Source organism: Aeromonas sp. FDAARGOS 1403 (assembly GCF_019047325.1).
GTDB classification, from domain to species: domain Bacteria; phylum Pseudomonadota; class Gammaproteobacteria; order Enterobacterales; family Aeromonadaceae; genus Aeromonas; species Aeromonas dhakensis.
Genome location: NZ_CP077249.1, coordinates 59,059 through 78,576, shown reverse-complemented (window position 1 = coordinate 78,576; position 19,518 = coordinate 59,059). Strand labels below are relative to the sequence as shown.

Sequence of the window (19,518 nt, the reverse complement as noted above, 5' to 3'; positions counted from 1 at the left end):
TCTGGAAATAAGTCATGCAGGAAACCGTCATGAAGCGAATCACACCCTTGTTGCTGCTGTTGGCCACACTGCCGGCCGCGGCGGGGCCTGTCATCGTCAACCAGGGAATGTCCAGCGCGGATACCTTTGCCCTGCGCGACAAGCTGGCGAAGGAACATGAGTGGCAGGAGTGGCTGCGCTTTCAGCAGGCCATCAAGTGGCTGGAGGTGCTGCCGGTAAACTGCGAGCTGATGAGCGATGCTGGCGGCAGTTATCGCTGCGGGGGGAATTACTATCGGCCCTATCAGCAGGATGGACGTGACATCTATATACAGGGGGATCCCAGCGGTGTGACGCTGGGTCAGCCCCAGCAACAGCCCACGAAAAAGGCGCCCTGAGGCGCCTTTTTCACGAAGGTTACGCTTACTTGGCAGCGTAACGCTCGGCAGAGCTCTTGATCTCTGCTTCGGCAGCGGCCTTGTCGCCCCAGCCTTCAACCTTGACCCACTTGCCAGCTTCCAGCTCTTTGTAGCGCTCGAAGAAGTGCTGGATCTGGGCGCGCAGCAGCTCGGGCAGATCGTTCACATCCTGGATGTGGTCGTACTGCTTGGTCAGCTTGGAGTGCGGAACGGCCACGATCTTGGCGTCTTCGCCAGATTCGTCGGTCATCTTCAGCACGCCAACCGGGCGGCAGCGAATGACGGAGCCGGCCAGCAGCGGGTAGGGAGTCGGAACCAGCACGTCAACCGGATCACCATCCAGAGACAGGGTGGCGTTCACGTAGCCGTAGTTGCACGGATAGAACATCGGGGTAGACATGAAGCGATCAACGAAGATGGCACCGCTGTCCTTGTCGACTTCGTATTTGATCGGGTCGGCGTTCTGCGGGATTTCGATGATGACGTAGATGTCGTCGGGCAGGCTCTTGCCAGCCGGTACCAGATTCAGGCTCATGACGTTTCCTTTGAGTGTTGGAGTCAAGTTTGCAGGCCGATATTATAGCGATGTCGCGTCAAATGACCATATTTCAGGGCCACTGCGACAGAGTTGGTGGATACCGCACAGCTTGGGTCTGCCAAATTGCCGTCACCTTGTTAGAATGCGCACTTCCCTTTACTGCGAAAGGAAGCGGTATGCATATTCACATTCTCGGGATCTGCGGCACCTTCATGGGTGGTCTGGCGGTGTTGGCAAAACAGCTTGGTTACCGGGTGACCGGTTCGGATGCCAACGTCTATCCCCCCATGAGTACCCAGCTCGAGCAACAGGGCATCGAACTGACCGAAGGCTACGATCCTTCCCAGCTCGATCCGGCGCCGGATCTGGTGGTAGTCGGCAACGCCATGAGCCGCGGCAACCCCTGTGTGGAGTATGTGCTGGACCGCAATCTGCCTTATATCTCCGGCCCCCAGTGGCTGCTGGAGCACGTGCTGCAGGATCGCTGGGTGCTGGCCGTCGCCGGCACCCACGGCAAGACTACCACCGCCAGCATGCTGGCCTGGGTACTGGAATACGCCAAGCTGGAGCCCGGCTTCCTCATCGGCGGCGTGCCCGGCAACTTCCCGGTCTCGGCCCGTCTGGGCTCGGCTCCCTTCTTTGTCATCGAGGCGGACGAGTATGACTGCGCCTTCTTCGACAAGCGCTCCAAGTTCGTCCACTACCACCCGCGTACCCTGGTGATGAACAACCTGGAATTCGACCACGCGGATATCTTCCCGGATCTCGCCGCCATCCAGCGCCAGTTCCACCACCTGATGCGCACCGTGCCGAGCAACGGTCGAGTGCTCTTCCCCAAGGGGGACGAGAACCTCACCGCCGTGCGCAAGATGGGCTGCTGGAGCGAAGTGGAGCTGGTGGGTCAGGACGATGCCAAGTGGAAGGCGGTCAAGCTGGCCGACGATGGCTCTGCCTTCGAGGTATGGCTGGATGGCGTGAAACAGGGCGAGGTGCACTGGGAGTGCATCGGCGAGCACAACGTCAACAACGGCCTGATGGCCATCGCCGCCGCCCGTCACGCCGGTGTCATGGTGGAGCACGGCATTGCGGCCCTCTGCCAGTTCAGGTCCCCCAAGCGACGCATGGAGCTCAAGGGGGAAGTGGCCGGCATCAGTATCTATGACGACTTCGCCCACCACCCCACCGCCATCGAAACCACCCTCGGCGGCCTGCGCGCCAAGGTGGGCAAGGCCCGTATCCTGGCGGTGCTGGAGCCCCGCTCCAACACCATGAAGCTGGGAGTGCACAAGGAAGAGCTGGCCGGCTGCTTCGACGGCGCCGACGAGGTGTTCTTCTTCCAGCCGCCCAACATCGGCTGGGATCTCGGCGAGGTGACCGCCCACATGACCCGACCGGCCAAGGTGTTCAACGATCTGGAGACCCTGATCAACCGGCTGGTGGCCGAGTGCCGCGATGGCGATCATATTCTGATCATGAGCAACGGCGGCTTCGGCGGCATTCATGACAAGCTGATCGCCCGCCTCAAGGACTATCACGGCCAGCTATGAACAAAGCGATTACCCTGGCGCTGACCGGCGCCTCCGGCGCCCCCTATGCCCTGCGCCTGCTGGAATGCCTGGTACAGGCGGACTATCGGGTCTACCTGCTCGCGTCTTCGGCTGCTCGTGTGGTGCTCAAGACCGAGCAGCAGCAAGAGTGGCCGGGCTCGCCAAAAGAGCTCTCAGCCTACCTCTGTCGCCAATATGGCGCCAAGGAGGGGCAGATCGTCGCCTGTGGCAAGGAGGAGTGGTTCTCACCGGTGGCTTCGGGCTCGGCAGCGCCCAGACAGATGGTGGTCTGCCCCTGCTCCATGGGCACCGTCTCGGCCATTGCCAACGGCACCTCCGACAACCTGCTGGAGCGGGCGGCAGACGTGGTGATCAAGGAGCGCGGCCAGCTGATCCTGGTGCCCCGCGAGAGCCCCTTCTCGGCGATCCACCTGGAGAACATGCTGAAACTGGCCCGCCTTGGGGTAACCATCATGCCGGCGGCGCCGGGCTTTTATCATGAGCCAAAAAGCATCGCGGATCTGGTGGACTTCATGGTGGCGCGGATCCTCGATCATCTGGGGATCGAGCACGCGCTGACCCGCCGCTGGGGCTACGCCAAAGGGTGAGATGAGCGGATAGCGGACAAACAAAAGCGGCGCCGACCTGAACAGTTCGGCGCCGCTTTTTTGCTGGAGCGGATTAGGCTGCCTGGATGGGGGCGGTTACGTACTTGAACAGAAAATCGGTCACCTCTTCCCGGCTCGGGCGTTGTGGCTGATTGATCATCTGCATCATGACGTAGCCGAAGCCGGTCAGGGAGCGGGCCAGATCCTGCGCCGACAGCACACTCTGGATCTCGCCGGCATCCATGGCGCGTTGCAGGTGAGGTGCAATGCGCTCCAGAGCCTTGTCCAGCAGCTTGGCGTAACGGGGCCAGACCTCTTCCCGCACCGATGAGCTCCACTCCAGCCAGATGCTGGCGTGGTCAGGCTGATCGTAGGCGGCGTCAACAAACAGCTTCACGTGGCGGCGAATGCTGTCGCTGACCGGGCCCTGGCCGGAGTAGGCCTGTTCCAGCATCTGATGCACGAAACGTTCGATCTCGGCCAACACTTCATCCACCAGCTCTTCACGGGTGTTGAAATAGTTGAACACGGTAGCAACCGAGACCTTGGCCTGTTCTGCGATTTCGGCGTGACCCGCACGGCCGATGCCGCGACGGGAGAACACCTCGATGGCACATTCCATCAATTGATTGCGTCGGGCCTCCGGCGAAAGCCGGGTTCGACGTCTAATTTCTGCGCGTGGTTCCATAGTTTTTTCATCTAATAGTTATTGATTATGGTGTTTATAGTATTGTCACCGATAATGCCCGAGGGCCTGCTAACTCTATCAATTAAAATAAGCCGATAAAAGCATCACGTATGCCTGACGCCCTTCGGCTTGAATGGTAGAATCATCGGTTTTGACGTTAATGAACGGCCAAATTTGCTTTGGCCATTATGGAGTAAGTGATGAAACACACTGTCGAGGTGATGATCTCCGAGGCTGAAGTCGCCGCCCGGATCGCCAAATTGGGTGAAGAGATCACCGCCCGTTACCAGGGCTCTGATGAAGTGGTCATGATCGGCCTGCTGCGCGGCTCCTGCGTCTTCCTGGCCGACCTGTGCCGCCAGACCGAGCTGCCCATCACCCTGGATTTTATGACCGCCTCCAGCTATGGCTCCGGCATGCACAGCACCCGTGACGTGCGCATCCTCAAAGACCTGGATGACGACATCAAAGGGAAGGACGTGGTGATCGTCGAAGACATCATCGACACCGGCTACACCCTCAACAAGGTGCGCGAGATCCTCTCCCTGCGCGAGCCGAAATCCTTGGCCATCTGCACCCTGCTGGACAAGCCGTCCCGCCGTGAAGTACAGGTGCCGGTGGACTGGATCGGTTTCTCCATTCCGGATGAATTCGTGGTGGGCTGCGGCATCGATTATGCCCAGAAGTACCGCAATCTGCCGTTCATCGGCAAGGTAATACCGCAAGAGTAAGCAAGGTTCAGGAATATGACGGGCAAGGTGGCAGAGCGCCATTTTCTGTCTGCAGGCGGCCTTGGCCGCCTTTTCTGTCTCGAGATGGGATGAGCCATCACAGGGGTTGCAATGAACGCACTGGAAATCAGCGGCCTGAAGAAGACCTATCAGGGGGGCGTCGAAGCCCTTAAAGGCATTGATCTCACTGTCAAACAGGGGGATTTCTTCGCCCTGCTCGGCCCCAACGGGGCGGGCAAGTCCACCACCATCGGCATCATCAGCTCGCTGGTGAACAAGAGTGCCGGCAAGGTGAAGGTGTTCGGCTACGACATCGACACTCACCTGGAAGAGGCCAAGGCCCAGCTCGGGCTGGTGCCGCAGGAGTTCAACTTCAGCCAGTTCGAGAAGGTGATCCAGATCGTCACCCATCAGGCCGGCTTCTATGGCGTGCCGCGGGCCGAGGCCAAGATCCGCGCCGAGAAGTACCTGCGTCAGCTCGACCTGTGGGACAAGCGCGACATGCCAGCCCGCACTCTCTCCGGCGGCATGAAGCGCCGGCTGATGATCGCCCGCGCCCTGATGCATGAGCCCAAGCTGCTGATCCTGGACGAGCCGACCGCCGGGGTGGACATCGAGATCCGTCGCTCCATGTGGAATTTCCTCAAGGATCTCAACGAGCAGGGCGTCACCATCATACTCACCACCCACTATCTGGAAGAGGCGGAGATGCTGTGTCGCAACATCGGCATCATCGACAAAGGGCGCCTCATCGAGAACACCAGCATGAAGAAGCTGCTGGGCAAGCTGGGCCGCGAGACCTTCATGCTGGATCTGGCGCCGGGCTCCGCCGTGCCGAACCTGCCCGAGTTCAACGGCCGCATGCAGGACGAGCGCACCCTGGAGGTGGATCTGGACAAGAGCCAGTCCCTCAACAGCCTGTTCGATCAGCTGTCGAGCCAGCAGGTGCAGGTACTGAGCATGCGCAACAAGGCCAACCGGCTGGAAGAGCTGTTTGTCAGCCTGGTCGAGGAGGGGAGAAAAGCATGAACCTGACCACTTACTACATCGCCTTCAAGAGCATTCTGGCCAAGGAGATCAGCCGCTTCACCCGGATCTGGATCCAGACCCTGGTGCCGCCCGCCATCACCATGAGCCTCTACTTCGTCATCTTCGGCAACCTCATCGGCGGTCGCATCGGTGACATGGGGGGCTTCAGCTACATGGAGTTCATCGTGCCCGGCCTCATCATGATGTCGGTCATCACCAACTCCTACTCCAACGTCGCCTCCTCCTTCTTCAGCGCCAAGTTCCAGCGCAACGTGGAGGAGCTGCTGGTGGCGCCGGTGCCCAACTACGTCATCATCGCCGGTTACGTGGGCGGTGGCGTGGCGCGCGGCCTCTGTGTCGGTCTCATCGTCACCCTGGTGTCGCTGTTCTTCGTGCCGCTGCAGATCCACCACCTGTTCAGCGTCTGCTTCACCGTGCTGCTGACCGCCATCCTCTTCTCGCTGGGCGGCCTCATCAATGCGGTGTTTGCCAAGACCTTCGACGACATCAGCATCATCCCCACCTTCGTGCTGACGCCGCTCACCTACCTGGGCGGGGTGTTCTACTCCATCAGCCTGCTGCCACCCTTCTGGCAGGGGGTCTCTCAGGTGAACCCGATCATCTACATGGTGAACGCGTTCCGTTACGGCTTCCTCGGGATCTCCGACGTGCCGCTCGGCACCGCCTACCTCATCATCATCGGCTTCATCGTGGCTCTCTACGGTCTGGCCTGGTGGCTTATCTCCCGCGGCACCGGGCTGCGCCACTGATAAAATGCAACGGGCACCCTGGGGTGCCCGTTTTTTTGCCACCTCTTTTTCCTCTCCTGCGCTGGCCCCATCTCCTACAGGGCCAATAACCACCCTCTTATTAAGGCTTTATCTGGCACCTTGTGATCCACCGCAATTTTCAGATTACCCCCAAAGGTATAATTCCCGCGGTTGGAAGGTCTGCAAAATGGGCCCTCCGTCTCTTCTTTTTCTCACCAGGGCAGGATCGCCTATGTCACTGATCACCGAGTTGCCAGCCATTTTTGACAGTTTTTCAGATGCCCGCCGGCAGGGCTTTCTGGCCGTGATGGCACTCAAGGAGCGACAGATCCCCCTGGTCGGCACCTACTGCACCTTCATGCCGCAAGAGGTGGCGATGGCCGCCGGTGCCGTGGTGGTCTCGCTCTGCTCCACCAGCGACGAGACCATCGAGGAGGCCGAGAAAGATCTGCCCCGCAACCTCTGCCCGCTGATCAAGAGCAGCTACGGGTTCGGCAAGACCGACAAGTGCCCCTACTTCTACTTCTCCGATCTGGTGGTGGGGGAAACCACCTGCGACGGCAAGAAGAAGATGTACGAGTACATGGCCGAGTTCAAACCGGTGCACGTGATGCAGCTGCCCAACCGCGCCGATGACGAGGCCTCCCGCACCCTGTGGCGCAGCGAAATCGTCCGCTTCAAGGCGTTGCTGGAGCAGCAGTTTGGCCAGCCCATCGGCGAGCAGGCGCTGCGAGAGGCCATCGTGCTGAAGAACCGCGAGCGCCGCGCGCTGGCCGACTTCTACCGGCTGGGTCAGCTCAATCCGCCGGCGCTGAGCGGCACCGACATCCTCAAGGTGGTCTATGGCGCCACCTTCCGCTTCGACAAGGAGCAGCTCATCAGCGAGCTGCAGGAGATGACTCGCCGCATCAAGGCCGAGTACGCCGACGGCAAACGGCTCGATGCCCGCCCGCGCATCCTCATCACCGGCTGCCCCATCGGCGGCGCCGCCGACAAGGTGGTGCGCCTCATCGAGGAGCACGGCGGCTGGGTGGTGGGTTACGAGAACTGCACCGGCGCCAAGGCGACCGAGCAGTGCGTCAGCGAGGAGGGCGATCCGTTCGATGCGCTGACCGACAAGTATCTGGCCATCGGCTGCTCCTGCATCTCCCCCAACCACCAGCGCATGAATCTGCTGAGCCAGATGGTGGAGGAGTATCAGGCGGACGGGGTGATCGACGTGATCCTGCAGGCCTGTCACACCTATGCGGTGGAGTCGCTCGCCATCAAGCGCCACGTGCGTGATCGCCACGGCATCCCCTACATGGCGGTGGAGACCGACTACTCCAGCGCCGACAAGGGACAGCTGGCCACCCGGCTGGCGGCCTTTATCGAAATGCTGTGAGGAGGCGCCGTGTCACTCACCATCGGGATTGACTCGGGCTCCAGTGCGACCAAGGGGATCCTGTTCGACCACAGGGGCGGCGGGCGCATCGTCCGCCGCTTTCTGGTGCCGACCCCCTTTCGTCCGCTGGCCGCCATCGAGCAAGGCTGGGAGACGCTCTCGGCCGCGCTGCCGGAGCGCCCCCATCTGACCCTGACCGGCTATGGCCGCGACCTGGCGTCGTTCGCCGATCGGCGGGTCACCGAGATCTCCTGCCACGGGCTGGGGGCACGCCTGCTCTGCCCGTCGGTACACACCGTCATCGACATCGGCGGCCAGGACAGCAAGGTGATCCAGCTCGATGGCGAGGGCAACCTCACCGACTTTCTGATGAACGACAAGTGCGCCGCCGGTACCGGCCGCTTTCTCGAGGTGATCACCCGCACCCTGGGGGCGCGGGTCGAGCAGCTCGACGAGCTACTGCAAGGGGCCGAGCCCCATGACATCAGCAGCATGTGTACCGTGTTTGCCGAATCGGAGGCGATCAGCCTGCGCTCGGCGGGCATTCCCGCCGAGTCGATCCTGGCCGGCATCGTCCGCTCCATGGCCCGGCGCAGTGCCAACTTCATCGGCCGTCTCGGCGCCAGACCGACTGTGCTCTTTACCGGTGGTGTCAGCCACTGCGCCACCTTCCGCCACTATCTGGCGCAAGGATTGGGCTGCGAGGTCGCCACCCACCCGGACGCCCAGTTTGCCGGCGCACTGGGGGCGGCCCTGTTCGGTGCGCGTGCCCGCACGGGAGGCAAATCATGAACGCAGAGTTCCTCTACCTGTTCCACTCCACCCTCGGCACGGTCAGGCTGCGCAAGCGGCTGGAGCAGCAGCCCCATCCGTTTCGGGTCTGCGACGTGCCGCGCCGGCTCAGCGCCGGCTGCGGTCTCGCCATCCGCCTGCACTGTCCGCCCGAGGAGTGGCAGCAGTGGTGCCAGCGCGGCGAAACCGCCGCCGTTTTTCGTTGTGACGAAGACGGTGAGTATTGCGAACTGGCCCGCTATCCGGCCGCCGGCTAGGGCATGGTGAGGCCTGCTCGGGGAGTTGGCAGTGGAGGGCATGGATGATAAAGAGCTACCCCATGGCTGTTTATCTGCGGGTGTTGGCCAGGTTGGCGCTGGGGGGATTTTTCGTCGCCTCCGCCGGGTTCAAGCTGGCAGCGCCGGACCTGTTCGCCGCGCAGATCGGCGCCTTCGGCCTGCTCTGGTCGCCGTTTATTCCCTTTGCCGTCTGGGGGCTTATCGCGCTGGAGCTCTGCGCCGGGTTCGCGGTGCTCGCCAACCGGCGCTGGGGACTCTGGCTGGTGATCGGGCTGCTCGCCCTGTTTATTCCGGTGTTGGGCTATGGCATCGCTATCGGGCTCGACATCTCTTGCGGCTGTCTTGGCAGGGCTGATCTCGGCTCGCTGCCACAGGCCCTCTTGCGGGATCTGCTGCTGTTGACGCTTGCGGGCGCCTTGCTGCGTCACTCCCGCCCCGTTTTTACCGTTCCAAAGGAGCAGTGACATGATGAGATTGCAATCCCGCACCCTGATGGCCTCGCTGATTGCGGCCAGCTTTGCCCTCGGTGGCTGTGGCGACAACCAGTTCGAGCAGGAGACCAAGCTGGAGCAGGCGGCGGTACAGCTCTCCCAGGAGACCCAACAGGGTGGCTATCAGCTGCTGACCGTGGCCGAGCTGAAAACCCGGATGGATAAAGGCGAGGCGCTGGTGATCATCGACACCATGCCATTCGAGGACTCCTACAAGAAGGAGCATATTCCGGGGGCCAGGAATTTTGCCTTCGTGAAGGAGGCCAGGTCCGGCGATGACTGGAGCCAGATCGTCGAGGGGAGTGGCACGCCCGAGCAGCTGCTGGCCCTGCTGGGGGACGACAAGACCCGTCCGGTGGTGTTCTACTGCGGCTTCGTCAAGTGCGGCCGCAGCCACAACGGGGCCGCCTGGGCGGTCACCCAGGGCTATCAGCAGGTCTATCGGGTGCCGGGCGGCATTTTCGCCTGGAAAGGGGCGGGTTACCCGGTCAGCGCCGAATAGGTCGGAAACGCCCAGATACAACAAAGCCCGCATATGCGGGCTTTGTTGTCAGTGGCGCAGCGGCTCAGGGGCGGGCCAGCGTCACCACCCGGTTGTCGATGAGGCGGGCTTTGCCGAGATACGCCGCCATCAGGATCACCAGCTGCTCGCTCTCATCGGTGGCCGCTTCCAGGGTGGCTGCATCGACGATGTCGATGGCATCGGTCCGAAAACCGGCCTTGTCGAGGCGCTGGCTGGCCTGGGCCACCAGGGAGGGCAGGTGGTGGTCACCTGCTTCAATCTGCTCGGCGATCCAGTTCATGGTGCGCGCCAGCTCAGGGGCCAGGGCCCGTTCGGCGGCGGTCAGGTAGCCGTTGCGCGAGGAGAGTGCCAGCCCGTCTTCGGCCCGCACCGTGGGCACGCCGACGATCTCGATGGGCATTGCCATGTCGGCCACCATCTTGCGAATGAGCGCCAGCTGCTGGTAATCCTTCTGGCCGAAGCAGGCCACGTCAGGCTGCACCAGATTGAACAGCTTGGTGACCACGGTGCTGACGCCGCGGAAGTGACCCGGACGCAGCGCCCCTTCCAGCAGCGTGGAGAGGCCCGGTACCTCGACGAAGGTCTGGCTGGCCAGCCCCTGCGGATACATGATCTCCGGGGTCGGCGTGAACACCATATCGACACCGGCCGCCTCCAGCGCAGCGCAGTCCTGCTCCAGGGTGCGCGGGTAGTTGGCGAGATCCTCGGCCTTGTCGAACTGCATCGGGTTGACGAAGATGCTGACCACCACCTTCTCGGCGTGGCTGTGCGCCTCCTTCACCAGGGTAAGGTGGCCCTGGTGCAGGTTGCCCATGGTGGGCACGAATGCGATGGCGCGCCCTTCACGGCGCCATTGGCCGATCTGTTCACGCAGAGCGGCGGGATTGTTAACGACCAACATCAACTGTTCACCTTCGAAAAGATCAAAGAGAGGCGGGCAGGAGCCCGTGCGGATAAGCGCGAAGTGTCAACGCGCGGCATCATCATCGGCGGTTACCTTGGGATGAATCATCAAAAGAGGGGGCTCACTCTGCCCCGGAGGGCGAAACGGGGGCGCAGGCCCCCGCTCTCGTCACGGCATCACATCAGTTGAAGCAGTGCTCCGGGCCCGGGAAGGTCCCTTCGCTCACCTGCTTCACATAGAGCCGGATGGCGGCGCGCATGTCGCCGGTCTCGGCCAGGAAGTTCTTGGTGAACTTGGGCACATAGCCGGAGGTGATGCCGAAGGCATCGTGCATCACCAGGATCTGGCCGTCGGTGGCCGGGCCGGCACCTATGCCGATCACCGGAATGCGCAGCGCCTTGCTGATGCGCTCGGCCAGCGAAGTGGGCACGCACTCGAGCACCAGCAGCTGGATGCCGGCGGCCTGCAGCTCGAGGGCCTGACGGTAGATCTCCTGGGCCTGGAACTCGTCGCGCCCCTGCACCTTGAAGCCGCCAAACACGTGCACGGATTGCGGGGTGAGGCCGAGGTGGCCGCACACCGGCACGCCGTTGCGGGTCAGATGGCGGATGGAGTCGCACAGCCAGTCACCCCCTTCCATCTTCACCATGCGGGCGCCGGCCGCCATCAGGCGGGCGGCATTCTGATAGGTCTGCTCTGGGGTGGCATAGCTCATGAACGGCATGTCGCTCACCACCAGGGCATTGGTCGTGCCGCGCACCACGCAACGGGTGTGATAGACCATCTCGTCCATGTTGACCGCCAGGGTATCCTGGCCACCCTGCAGCACCATGCCCAGCGAATCGCCGATGAGCAGCACGTGAGCGCCCTCGTCGTCGAACAGCTTGGCAAAGGTGGCATCATAGGCGGTGATGGCGGTGATTCGTTGGCCTTCCTGCTTCATCTTCAGCAGGTTGGTGGTGGTGATCTTGCTCATAGAGGCTCCTGTTCGTCTGCACTTGCGGTAATGATGGCAAGACCATTGCGCGGGCAGCGGGCAACCAGTTGTGCGAGCGGCGTGCCGCAGGGCAGCACCAGAGCGGGCGCGATTTCGGCCAGGGGCAGCAGCACGAACTCCCGCTCCTGCATGCCGTAATGGGGAACGATGAGGCGCTCAGAGTTGATCACCTGATCGCCATAGAGCAGCAGATCGAGATCCAGGGTTCTCGGCCCCCACCGCTCATCCTTGCGCACACGTCCTTGTTCCAGCTCGATTTTTTGCAGTTGATCCAGCAGCGCCAGCGGCGCCAGCCGGGTGTTGAGCCGGGCCACGGCATTGACGTAGTCCGGTTGATCAGCAGGCCCCATGGGGCTGCTGCTGTAAAGCGACGAGGCCTGCACCAGCACGGAATCCGGCAGGGTCGCCAGCGCGGCGATGGCGCGGCGAGCCTGGCCGACGGGGTCGGCCAGGTTGGAGCCGATGGCGACGAAGACCTCGGTCATCACGTCAGTTGTCACTCGGCCGCTTTCGGTTTGCGGCGACGGGGGCGACGACGGTTGCGGCTGTTGCTGCTGCGTTTCTCGCCATCGTTGCTGCGGGCCGCACCGCTCTGACCACGCTCACCGCTGGCCGGGCGGCGAGTCGCTTCCCGTTGCAGCTGCGGGCGCACGTCCGGGTTGGACTCCACGTAGCGTTCCCACCAGCTGGCCAGCTCGCCGAGGCCACGTTCGACCCGGTTGCGTAGCAGCAGGAAGTCGAACGCCGCGCGGAACTTTGGATGCTCCATGGCCCGCTCGGGGTGGCGGCCCTGACGGCGGGTCAGCCGCTGCTGCAGGGCCCAGATATCGCGCACATCGGTGGTGAAACGGCGCGGGACGGCGATGATCCGCACCTGGTTGTCCAGCACCTCGTTGATCGCCAACATGAAGGCGTCATACCAAGGCAGGCCGCTCTCGTTCTCCAGCACCCGGCCCCGGGCCTCGACGCAGCCCCACAGCAGGGTGGCGTAGAGGAAGGCGGGGGTGACGCGCTTGTCTTCACGAACGCGAGTGTCGGTATCGATCAGCGCCTGCTCGATGAACTGCTCGTAGGGCGAGTTGCCGTGCGGGGTAAACAGCGCGGCTACCTGCGGGAACAGCTGCTGGAACAGACCGTACTCGCGCAGCAGCTTGTAGGTGGTCAGGGCATCGCCGGCCAGGAACAGCTTGAGGGTCTCCTCAAACAGGCGGGCCGCCGGAATATCCTGCAGCAGCGGCGCCAGCTCCTTGATGGGGGCGGCGGTGCGCGGGCTGATGGTCATGTCCAGCTTGGCGGCGAAGCGCACGGCGCGCAGCATCCGCACCGGATCTTCCCGGTAGCGGGTCTCGGGGTCGCCGATGAGTTCCAGCTTGCGTTCGGCCAGGTCTTCCAGCCCACCCTCGAAATCGTGCAGGGTGAAGTCCTTGGCGCTGTAGTAGAGGGCGTTGACGGTAAAGTCGCGACGTTCGGCATCCTCTTCGATGGTGCCGTAGACGTTGTCGCGCAGCAGCATCCCTTCATCGGACTGGGCCGACACATGTTTGCTGGTATTGACCTGATGGTGGTGACCGCGGAAGGTGGCCACTTCGATCACGTCACGACCAAAGACGATGTGGGCCAGCCGGAAACGGCGACCGATCAGGCGGCAGTTGCTGAACAGAGACTTGATCTGCTCCGGCGTCGCATCGGTGGCGATGTCGAAATCCTTGGGCGTCTTCCCGAGCAGCAGATCCCGTACCCCGCCGCCGACCAGGTAGGCTTCGTAGCCGCCCTTGTTCAGGCGATAGAGCACCTTGAGTGCATTCTCGCTGATCTCTTTGCGCGAAATCGGGTGCTGGTCACGGCTTAAGGTACGACGTTGCCCGGCGACACGGGCCGGAATGGGGGACTCCACCGACTGCTCGCCGTCTTCCTTGCCGAGCACCTTGCGGCAAAAGTTTGCGATCTGGGAAAAAATGGTACACCTCGTTATGACTTCAAATTGACGGGAGGCCAAAAAAATAGCGGCCTATCATAGCTCACGCCTCACCAAATGAAAAACCGTGCTGGCAATTGATCCCGTTTGAATCAGTGTTGCCGCAAAAAATAGCGGTCTATTCAATAGCTCACGCCTCACCAAATGAAAAACCGTGCTGGCAATTGATCCCGTTTGAATCAGTGTTGCCGCAAAAAATAGCGGTCTATTCAATAGCTCACGCCTAACCAAATGAAAAACCGTGCTGGCAATTGATCCCGTTTGACTCGGATTATTCCGGCTAAATCACCGCAAACCGCGTTGATTCACACCCAAATCCCCCCAACTGTCTATTCGTTTACGCCTGCTGTCAGCGCAATCTTCTCGCTGGCGGGCACCTTGGCCAGTTGCCAGTGGCTTATGCCCCAGTCGATGATCTCGTCGACCCGGCTCGCCAGCAGCTCAGGGGGCGGGCACTGGCCGAGGAAGTGCAGTGCCCGCCACAGGGCCGGGCGCACCTCGTCCTGTGCCAGCGCGGGGGCGTGATTCTGCTTGGAGAGCTTGTGGCCGTCGGCCTGCACCGCCAGCGGCAGATGCACCCAGGCGGGCACGGGCGCCCCCAGGGTCTGGTAGAGGGCAATCTGGCGCACTGTCGGCTCCAGCAGATCGGCGCCGCGCACTATCTCGGTGATGCCGCAGTCCATGTCGTCTACCACCACCGCCAGGTTGTAGGCGTAGAGGCCATCGCGCCGGCGCACGATGAAATCCTCCTCGGCCAGCGCCGCCGGCACCGCAATGCGGCCCTGTAGCCCATCCTCGAAGTCGTAGACCGGGTGATGCTGGCGCAGGCGGGCGGCGCAGCCCTCTGCGCTCAGTCCGAGGGTGCGGCAGTGGCCGTTGTAAAAACCGCCGCTCGCCATGATTTCGCGCCGGGTACAGCGGCACCAGTAGAGATCGCCGGCCCGGTAGAGCTGCTCGATGATCTCGTCGTAGCGGGCGTGACGCCGGCTCTGGTACATCACCTCGCCATCCCACCCGAGGCCATGGGCCTCAAGGGTCTTGAGGATAAGGTCGGCGGCCCCTGCCATCTCCCGCGGCGGATCGATATCTTCGATGCGCACCAGCCAGCGCCCCTGCTGTGCCCTGGCCTGCAAAAAGCTGCCGAGCGCCGCAATCAGGGAACCGAAGTGGAGCGGACCCGAAGGGGAGGGGGCAAAGCGGCCTATATAAGGGAGGGGCGGGGATGACGGGGTGGCATTCACGGACATGGTCATTCGGATAAAAAAGGCATTGAGGCAGCATTCTGGGACGACCCGGCCAAAAGCTCAATAAAAAAGGGAGCCCGCGAGCTCCCTTTTTTGTGTCATGCCAGAGGTCGGTATCAACCGGCCATCTGTTTTTCCTTGATCTCGGCCAGCGTCTTGCAGTCAACGCAGAGGTCGGCGGTCGGACGGGCTTCCAGACGGCGGATGCCGATCTCGATGCCGCAGTGTTCGCAGTAACCGAAGTCGTCGTCTTCGAGCAGCAGCAAGGTCTTCTCGATCTTCTTGATCAGTTTGCGCTCGCGGTCGCGGGTACGCAGTTCCAGCGCGAACTCTTCTTCCTGCGCGGCGCGATCCACTGGATCCGGAAAGTTGGCAGCCTCATCCTTCATGTGGTCAACGGTGCGGTCAACTTCCTGCATCAGTTGGTTGCGCCAGGCTCCCAGGATCTTGCGAAAATGTGCCTTTTGTTGGTCATTCATGTACTCCTCACCCGGTTTTTCCTGGTAAGGCGCCACACCCGCAATGGCCAGGGGGCCCAGAGATTTCCTGTTTTCGCCTGTTGGCATGCCCTGTCTCCTAATTCAGCACGCTACCCGTGCCATCCATAAATTGAGGGCGACATCTATAGCAGAAGGGTAACTTGGAGGCAAACAAGCCGTACCAATAATGTTACCCACTCCAACATTTATTCGCTGCCCTCGGGTAGCAGGTGACAAGATTCAAACGGGATAAAATCTTGTGCCACCATGCTCTGCACCCCAACATGGGGTCGATAGCATAAAATTTCAACCCCTGCCGCAATTGCTTGCTCAATAAGCAGACTATAGTGCGGATCTATATGCGCTGCCGGGCGCATTCTCACGATTCCGGAGTGCAAAACCATAAATAACAGCACGGCTCTGTGCCCTGCCGCCTTCATGGCCATTAATTCACGCAAGTGCTTGGCGCCACGGGTGGTTACCGCATCGGGGAAGTAGCCCATGCCGGCTTGCTCCCGCTCGTCGAGCAGGGTCACCGATTTCACCTCGATATAACAGGCAGGTAGGTGGTCATCTTCCAGCAGCAGATCGATGCGACTGTTCTCTTCGCCGTATTTCACCTCGGTGCGCAGTCTGGCATAGCCGCGCAGCGGGGCGAGGGCATCCTGCTCGATAAGCTCCCGGGCCAGCTGGTTGGCGCGGGCCGTGTTGACGCAGATGAAGTGACCGGCCGGGTTCTCGGCGATCTCCCAGCTGTGGGGCAGCTTGCGCTTGGGGTTGCTTGATGTGGAGTACCAGACCCGGGTACCCGGCTCGGCACAGCCGGTCATGGCGCCGGTATTGGCGCAGTGGATGGTGATCACCTCGCCGTTGTCGAGCCGCACGTCGGTCAGGAAGCGCTTGTAGCGGGCGACCAGCTGCCCGGATTGCAGGGGGGGATCGAAGATCATGGTATGGCTCTCTTAATCGATGAGTCTGGGCATGGCAGCCGGTCAGGATGCCATCTTCTCTCTGGCCCGCAGTGGCCAGCAGGCGAGGGGCTCGTAGCGCACCCCGTCCAGGGTCGAGAGGGATTGATAGAGGCAGAAGCGGTCGGCCCGCAGCACAAAGTCGGGGGCGGGCAGCAGCGCCGGCGGTTCGCTCGCCTTGCGTGACAGGGTGACGTGGGGGCGATAGCCCTGCTCGCCGTTGCCAAGCCCCAGCTTCTCGCCGTGGCGACGCAGCGCCCTGGCCAGCACGGTCAGCTCGTTGGGCCACTCTCTCGGGCCAATCCAGGCGGCTTTGGCACGGCCGAACCAGCCGGTTTCATTGAGCGCTATGGTGAGCGGCGGACAGTGCTGGCGCTCGACGGCGGCCATCAGCTGCGTGGTGGTGGTCTCGTCCGCTTCGCCGAGGAAGGCCAGCGTCAGGTGGAGGTTGGCGGCGGGGACCGGTTGACCCGGCCAGGGCAGTTGGTCGCGCCAGGCGACGATATCGGCGGCCAGCGCCTCGGCGGGCAGGGCAAAGAAGAGTTTGGCCATTCGGGTGAGGGTGCCTCTTTCATGCAGACAGGGTGGCCCATTCTATGGCAGCCGTCCGCTCCTGTCTCGCCGGCCGACATCCACTCACGGTGGCCGGGCAGGCTGTGGCAGAATAGGCGCCGTTTTACGGCTTGCAACAAGAAGGTGCTGATCCCTTTGTCTTCTCTCCCCATAGTGTCGGTGCTGCCCGCACTCTTTGCCGCCATCGACAACCATGCCAGCGTGATCCTGCAGGCGCCCCCCGGCGCGGGCAAATCGACCCTGCTGCCGCTGGAGCTGGTACGCCAGCATCGGCTGCCCGGTCGCATCATCATGCTGGAACCCAGACGCCTGGCGGCGCGCAATATCGCGGGCTTTCTGGCGCGCCAGCTCGGGGAGAAGGTGGGCGAGCGCATTGGCCTGCGGGTACGCGGCGAGAGCCGCACCAGCAGCCAGACCCGGCTCGAAATCGTCACCGAGGGGGTGCTGACCCGGATGCTGCAGCAGGATCCCGAGCTCACCGGCGTCTCCCTGGTCATCTTCGATGAGTTCCACGAGCGCAGCCTGCACGCCGATACCGCGCTGGCCTTCGCCATCGAGAGCCAGCAGGGGCTGCGCGATGACCTCAAGCTCTTGGTGATGTCTGCCACCCTGGACGGCATGGCGCTGGAGACCCTGCTGCCGGAGGCACCTGTGGTGCGCTCCGAGGGGCGCGGTTTTCCCATCGACTACCACTACCGCCCCGCCAATCGCCAGCAGTGGCTGGAGCCCCAGGTCGGCGCCGTGGTGCTGGAGGCGTTGGCCGCCCACGCCGGCAGCCTGCTGGTGTTCCTGCCGGGCCAGGGGGAGATCGAGCGGCTGGCGCAGTGGCTGGAAGGACGGCTGCCGGACGAGGTGACCCTCGCCCCCCTCTACGGCCGCCTCGACATGGCGGCCCAGCAGGCGGCCATCGAGCCGGCGCCTGCTGGGCGTCGTAAGCTGGTGCTCACCACCAATGTGGCGGAGACCTCCCTCACCATCGAGGGGATCTCGGTGGTGGTCGACAGCGGGCTGGAGCGGCGCGCCTCCTTCGACATCAAGAGCGGCGTCACCCGGCTGGAGACCCGCCCCATCGCCAAAGCCTCCGCCACCCAGCGGGCGGGTCGTGCCGGGCGTCTCGGCCCCGGTGTCTGCTACCGGCTCTGGAGCAGCGAGGTGCAGGAGCGCCTCGCCGAGCAGAGCCCGCCCGACATCCTCACCCAGGAGCTGACCGGCCTGCTGCTGGACGCCGCCCAGTGGGGGGCCAAGGTCGAAGATCTGCCGCTGCTGGACATGCCGCCGGCCGCCGCCGTGGCCAGCGCCCAGCGGCTGCTGGTGAGCCTCGGCGCCATGAAGCCGGAGGGTGAGCAACAACTTACCCCGGCCGGCCGCGCCATGGCGGCCTTCGGTACCCATCCCCGGCTTGCCCGCATGCTGCTGCGCGCGCGCGAGCTGGAGGCCGAGGGTCTGACAGGGATTGTCGCCGATGCGGCTTTCCTGGTGGCGCTGCTGGAAGAAGATCTGCGAGGATCGGAGCGCCTCTCTGTGCTGTTCCACCGCCGCCAGGGGGCCCTGCGCCAGAGTGCGGCCCGCTGGTTCGAGCGGCTCGGCACTCGCCCCGCCAATGCCCAGGGGCAATGGCTGGGGCTGCTGTGCGCCCTCGCCTGGCCCGATCGCATCGGCAAGCTGCGCAGCGGCAGCCGTTATCAGCTCAGTGGCGGGGTGAGCTGCGATCTGGTAGAAGGTCACCCCTGTCAGGGGCAGGGGGCGCTCATTGCCATCGAGATGGGCCAGAACGAGCGTGGCAGTCGCATCTTCATCGCCGAGCCAGTGGAGCTGGATGAGCTGGTGCGCCAGCTGCCTGAGCTGGTCGGCGAGCGCCAGTGGTTCGACTGGGACGAGCGCGAGGAGCGGGTGCGGGCCGAACGCCAGCAGGTGCTCGGCGAACTGGTGCTGAGCCAGCGGCCGCTGACGGATCTTTCCGATGAACAGAAGGGGCGCTGCCTGCTGCAGGGGATCCGGCGCAAGGGGCTGCATGTGCTGCCTTGGGATGACACCAGCGAGGGGCTGCTGGCCCGCTTGCGTTGCGCCGCCGACTGGCTGCCCGACGAAGGGTGGCCAGCCATGGATGAGGCGAGCCTGCTTGCCACGCTCGAACAGTGGCTGCTGCCGGCGGTGAGCGGCATGACCCGGCTGGAGCAGTTGAAAAAGCTCGACCTTGCCGACATCCTGCGCCAGTCTCTGCCCTGGCCCCTGCCAAGACGGCTGGACGAGGCGCTGCCTGGCCACTTCACCGCGCCGACCGGTAGCCGGGTGCGGATCCGCTATCAGCCGGGTCAGGCGCCGGTGATCCCGGTGCGCATTCAGGAGATGTTCGGCCAGGCCACGACCCCGTGCGTGGCCGACGGCCGGGTGGCGCTGGTGGTGGAGCTGCTCTCCCCGGCCCAGCGGCCGCTGCAGATCACCGCCGATCTGGCCGCCTTCTGGGCCGGCTCCTACGAGCTGGTCAAGAAAGAGATGAAGGGACGTTATCCCCGCCACTACTGGCCGGACAATCCGCTGGAGGCGATGCCGACCAGGGTCACCAAGAAGAAGATGGGGTTGTAGGTTGGTGCAGGGAATAAC

The 19,518-nt window shown here is 63.1% G+C and carries 22 protein-coding genes; 12 read left to right on the top strand and 10 right to left on the bottom strand.

Translation table 11 applies throughout. The features are described 5' to 3' along the window. The first annotated feature begins 14 nt into the window (after positions 1-14). Positions 15-377 (top strand): hypothetical protein, encoded by a 363-nt coding sequence (locus I6L33_RS00305; RefSeq protein WP_216973368.1) that lies wholly within the window; start codon positions 15-17, stop codon positions 375-377. Between the two features lie 25 nt (positions 378-402). Here I6L33_RS00305 and ppa read toward each other — a convergent pair whose 3' ends face one another. Continuing rightward, positions 403-933, bottom strand: coding sequence for an inorganic diphosphatase (ppa, locus tag I6L33_RS00300; RefSeq protein WP_005304649.1), 531 nt, complete (start codon positions 931-933; stop codon positions 403-405). A gap of 179 nt (positions 934-1,112) precedes the next feature. Between ppa and mpl the strand changes: the two genes are divergently transcribed. After that, positions 1,113-2,483: a UDP-N-acetylmuramate:L-alanyl-gamma-D-glutamyl-meso-diaminopimelate ligase gene (gene mpl / locus I6L33_RS00295; protein ID WP_216973367.1), complete on the top strand. Its 1,371-nt coding sequence runs from the start codon at positions 1,113-1,115 to the stop codon at positions 2,481-2,483. Continuing rightward, the gene (locus tag I6L33_RS00290; RefSeq protein WP_094696924.1) at positions 2,480-3,091 is read left to right on the top strand and encodes a flavin prenyltransferase UbiX; all 612 of its coding nucleotides are present in this window, start codon (positions 2,480-2,482) and stop codon (positions 3,089-3,091) included. The genes mpl and I6L33_RS00290 overlap by 4 nt, the downstream gene beginning before the upstream one ends. A gap of 73 nt (positions 3,092-3,164) precedes the next feature. Here I6L33_RS00290 and I6L33_RS00285 read toward each other — a convergent pair whose 3' ends face one another. Next, entirely contained in the window at positions 3,165-3,779 is a 615-nt protein-coding gene (locus tag I6L33_RS00285; protein ID WP_005304640.1) for a TetR/AcrR family transcriptional regulator, read from the bottom strand. A gap of 200 nt (positions 3,780-3,979) precedes the next feature. On the opposite strand from I6L33_RS00285, the gene hpt reads away from it, so the two are divergent. The 8 genes from hpt (at position 3,980) to I6L33_RS00245 (ending at position 9,756) form a co-directional block, all read left to right on the top strand. After that, a complete protein-coding gene (gene hpt, locus I6L33_RS00280; RefSeq protein WP_216973366.1) occupies positions 3,980-4,510 on the top strand; it encodes a hypoxanthine phosphoribosyltransferase in 531 nt (176 codons plus the stop codon). 111 nt (positions 4,511-4,621) lie between these two features. After that, on the top strand, positions 4,622-5,539 hold the full coding sequence (locus tag I6L33_RS00275) for an ABC transporter ATP-binding protein (RefSeq protein WP_005304633.1): 918 nt from the start codon (positions 4,622-4,624) through the stop codon (positions 5,537-5,539). Further along, positions 5,536-6,309 carry an ABC transporter permease gene (locus I6L33_RS00270; RefSeq protein WP_005304632.1) on the top strand — a complete coding sequence of 258 codons (774 nt, stop codon included), beginning with the start codon at positions 5,536-5,538 and terminating at the stop codon, positions 6,307-6,309. The genes I6L33_RS00275 and I6L33_RS00270 overlap by 4 nt, the downstream gene beginning before the upstream one ends. A gap of 232 nt (positions 6,310-6,541) precedes the next feature. Continuing rightward, positions 6,542-7,693: a double-cubane-cluster-containing anaerobic reductase gene (locus tag I6L33_RS00265; protein WP_043171258.1), complete on the top strand. Its 1,152-nt coding sequence runs from the start codon at positions 6,542-6,544 to the stop codon at positions 7,691-7,693. 9 nt (positions 7,694-7,702) lie between these two features. Further along, positions 7,703-8,485, top strand: coding sequence for an acyl-CoA dehydratase activase (locus tag I6L33_RS00260; protein WP_216973365.1), 783 nt, complete (start codon positions 7,703-7,705; stop codon positions 8,483-8,485). Further along, a complete protein-coding gene (locus I6L33_RS00255; RefSeq protein ID WP_017411022.1) occupies positions 8,482-8,742 on the top strand; it encodes a DUF3343 domain-containing protein in 261 nt (86 codons plus the stop codon). Before I6L33_RS00260 ends, I6L33_RS00255 begins: the two co-directional genes overlap by 4 nt. Before the next feature lie 62 nt (positions 8,743-8,804). Further along, positions 8,805-9,227, top strand: a complete 423-nt coding sequence (locus tag I6L33_RS00250) for a MauE/DoxX family redox-associated membrane protein (RefSeq protein WP_254204952.1) — start codon at positions 8,805-8,807, stop codon at positions 9,225-9,227. Position 9,228: 1 nt separating this feature from the next. After that, the gene (locus I6L33_RS00245) at positions 9,229-9,756 is read left to right on the top strand and encodes a rhodanese-like domain-containing protein (protein WP_017780523.1); all 528 of its coding nucleotides are present in this window, start codon (positions 9,229-9,231) and stop codon (positions 9,754-9,756) included. Between the two features lie 64 nt (positions 9,757-9,820). Here the strand turns inward: I6L33_RS00245 and panC are convergent, their stop codons facing one another. From panC to thpR, 8 genes are all read right to left on the bottom strand, one after another. Continuing rightward, on the bottom strand, positions 9,821-10,678 hold the full coding sequence (gene panC / locus I6L33_RS00240) for a pantoate--beta-alanine ligase (RefSeq protein ID WP_215270530.1): 858 nt from the start codon (positions 10,676-10,678) through the stop codon (positions 9,821-9,823). Between the two features lie 184 nt (positions 10,679-10,862). Then, the gene (gene panB, locus I6L33_RS00235) at positions 10,863-11,657 is read right to left on the bottom strand and encodes a 3-methyl-2-oxobutanoate hydroxymethyltransferase (RefSeq protein ID WP_005304470.1); all 795 of its coding nucleotides are present in this window, start codon (positions 11,655-11,657) and stop codon (positions 10,863-10,865) included. Further along, complete coding sequence (folK, locus tag I6L33_RS00230; RefSeq protein WP_216974091.1) at positions 11,654-12,163, bottom strand: 2-amino-4-hydroxy-6-hydroxymethyldihydropteridine diphosphokinase; 510 nt, start codon at positions 12,161-12,163, stop codon at positions 11,654-11,656. The genes panB and folK overlap by 4 nt, the downstream gene beginning before the upstream one ends. Positions 12,164-12,174: 11 nt before the next feature. Then, complete coding sequence (pcnB, locus tag I6L33_RS00225) at positions 12,175-13,674, bottom strand: polynucleotide adenylyltransferase PcnB (RefSeq protein ID WP_017781508.1); 1,500 nt, start codon at positions 13,672-13,674, stop codon at positions 12,175-12,177. A gap of 308 nt (positions 13,675-13,982) precedes the next feature. Then, positions 13,983-14,900 (bottom strand): tRNA glutamyl-Q(34) synthetase GluQRS, encoded by a 918-nt coding sequence (gluQRS, locus tag I6L33_RS00220; RefSeq protein WP_216973363.1) that lies wholly within the window; start codon positions 14,898-14,900, stop codon positions 13,983-13,985. Positions 14,901-15,013: 113 nt separating this feature from the next. Further along, a complete protein-coding gene (dksA, locus tag I6L33_RS00215) occupies positions 15,014-15,463 on the bottom strand; it encodes an RNA polymerase-binding protein DksA (RefSeq protein ID WP_005304459.1) in 450 nt (149 codons plus the stop codon). A 119-nt stretch (positions 15,464-15,582) separates the two neighbouring features. Further along, entirely contained in the window at positions 15,583-16,326 is a 744-nt protein-coding gene (gene sfsA / locus I6L33_RS00210) for a DNA/RNA nuclease SfsA (RefSeq protein WP_216973362.1), read from the bottom strand. Between the two features lie 42 nt (positions 16,327-16,368). After that, a complete protein-coding gene (gene thpR, locus I6L33_RS00205) occupies positions 16,369-16,896 on the bottom strand; it encodes an RNA 2',3'-cyclic phosphodiesterase (protein WP_216973361.1) in 528 nt (175 codons plus the stop codon). Between the two features lie 156 nt (positions 16,897-17,052). Here thpR and hrpB point away from each other — a divergent pair, with 156 nt between their 5' ends. After that, complete coding sequence (gene hrpB / locus I6L33_RS00200; RefSeq protein ID WP_216973360.1) at positions 17,053-19,500, top strand: ATP-dependent helicase HrpB; 2,448 nt, start codon at positions 17,053-17,055, stop codon at positions 19,498-19,500. The last annotated feature ends 18 nt before the right edge of the window (positions 19,501-19,518 follow it).

What these genes read in the sequence shown, in the direction of transcription:
- I6L33_RS00265 (WP_043171258.1), top strand. Translation starts at nt 6,542, where the DNA reads ATGTCACTGATCACCGAGTTGCCAGCCATTTTTGACAGTTTTTCAGAT.
- I6L33_RS00305 (WP_216973368.1), top strand. Translation starts at nt 15, where the DNA reads ATGCAGGAAACCGTCATGAAGCGAATCACACCCTTGTTGCTGCTGTTG.
- mpl (WP_216973367.1), top strand. Translation starts at nt 1,113, where the DNA reads ATGCATATTCACATTCTCGGGATCTGCGGCACCTTCATGGGTGGTCTG.
- dksA (WP_005304459.1), bottom strand. Translation starts at nt 15,463, where the DNA reads ATGCCAACAGGCGAAAACAGGAAATCTCTGGGCCCCCTGGCCATTGCG.
- I6L33_RS00255 (WP_017411022.1), top strand. Translation starts at nt 8,482, where the DNA reads ATGAACGCAGAGTTCCTCTACCTGTTCCACTCCACCCTCGGCACGGTC.
- I6L33_RS00270 (WP_005304632.1), top strand. Translation starts at nt 5,536, where the DNA reads ATGAACCTGACCACTTACTACATCGCCTTCAAGAGCATTCTGGCCAAG.
- hpt (WP_216973366.1), top strand. Translation starts at nt 3,980, where the DNA reads ATGAAACACACTGTCGAGGTGATGATCTCCGAGGCTGAAGTCGCCGCC.
- I6L33_RS00275 (WP_005304633.1), top strand. Translation starts at nt 4,622, where the DNA reads ATGAACGCACTGGAAATCAGCGGCCTGAAGAAGACCTATCAGGGGGGC.
- I6L33_RS00245 (WP_017780523.1), top strand. Translation starts at nt 9,229, where the DNA reads ATGATGAGATTGCAATCCCGCACCCTGATGGCCTCGCTGATTGCGGCC.
- ppa (WP_005304649.1), bottom strand. Translation starts at nt 933, where the DNA reads ATGAGCCTGAATCTGGTACCGGCTGGCAAGAGCCTGCCCGACGACATC.
- panB (WP_005304470.1), bottom strand. Translation starts at nt 11,657, where the DNA reads ATGAGCAAGATCACCACCACCAACCTGCTGAAGATGAAGCAGGAAGGC.
- sfsA (WP_216973362.1), bottom strand. Translation starts at nt 16,326, where the DNA reads ATGATCTTCGATCCCCCCCTGCAATCCGGGCAGCTGGTCGCCCGCTAC.
- folK (WP_216974091.1), bottom strand. Translation starts at nt 12,163, where the DNA reads ATGACCGAGGTCTTCGTCGCCATCGGCTCCAACCTGGCCGACCCCGTC.
- thpR (WP_216973361.1), bottom strand. Translation starts at nt 16,896, where the DNA reads ATGGCCAAACTCTTCTTTGCCCTGCCCGCCGAGGCGCTGGCCGCCGAT.
- I6L33_RS00285 (WP_005304640.1), bottom strand. Translation starts at nt 3,779, where the DNA reads ATGGAACCACGCGCAGAAATTAGACGTCGAACCCGGCTTTCGCCGGAG.
- I6L33_RS00250 (WP_254204952.1), top strand. Translation starts at nt 8,805, where the DNA reads ATGGCTGTTTATCTGCGGGTGTTGGCCAGGTTGGCGCTGGGGGGATTT.
- panC (WP_215270530.1), bottom strand. Translation starts at nt 10,678, where the DNA reads ATGTTGGTCGTTAACAATCCCGCCGCTCTGCGTGAACAGATCGGCCAA.
- I6L33_RS00290 (WP_094696924.1), top strand. Translation starts at nt 2,480, where the DNA reads ATGAACAAAGCGATTACCCTGGCGCTGACCGGCGCCTCCGGCGCCCCC.
- gluQRS (WP_216973363.1), bottom strand. Translation starts at nt 14,900, where the DNA reads ATGTCCGTGAATGCCACCCCGTCATCCCCGCCCCTCCCTTATATAGGC.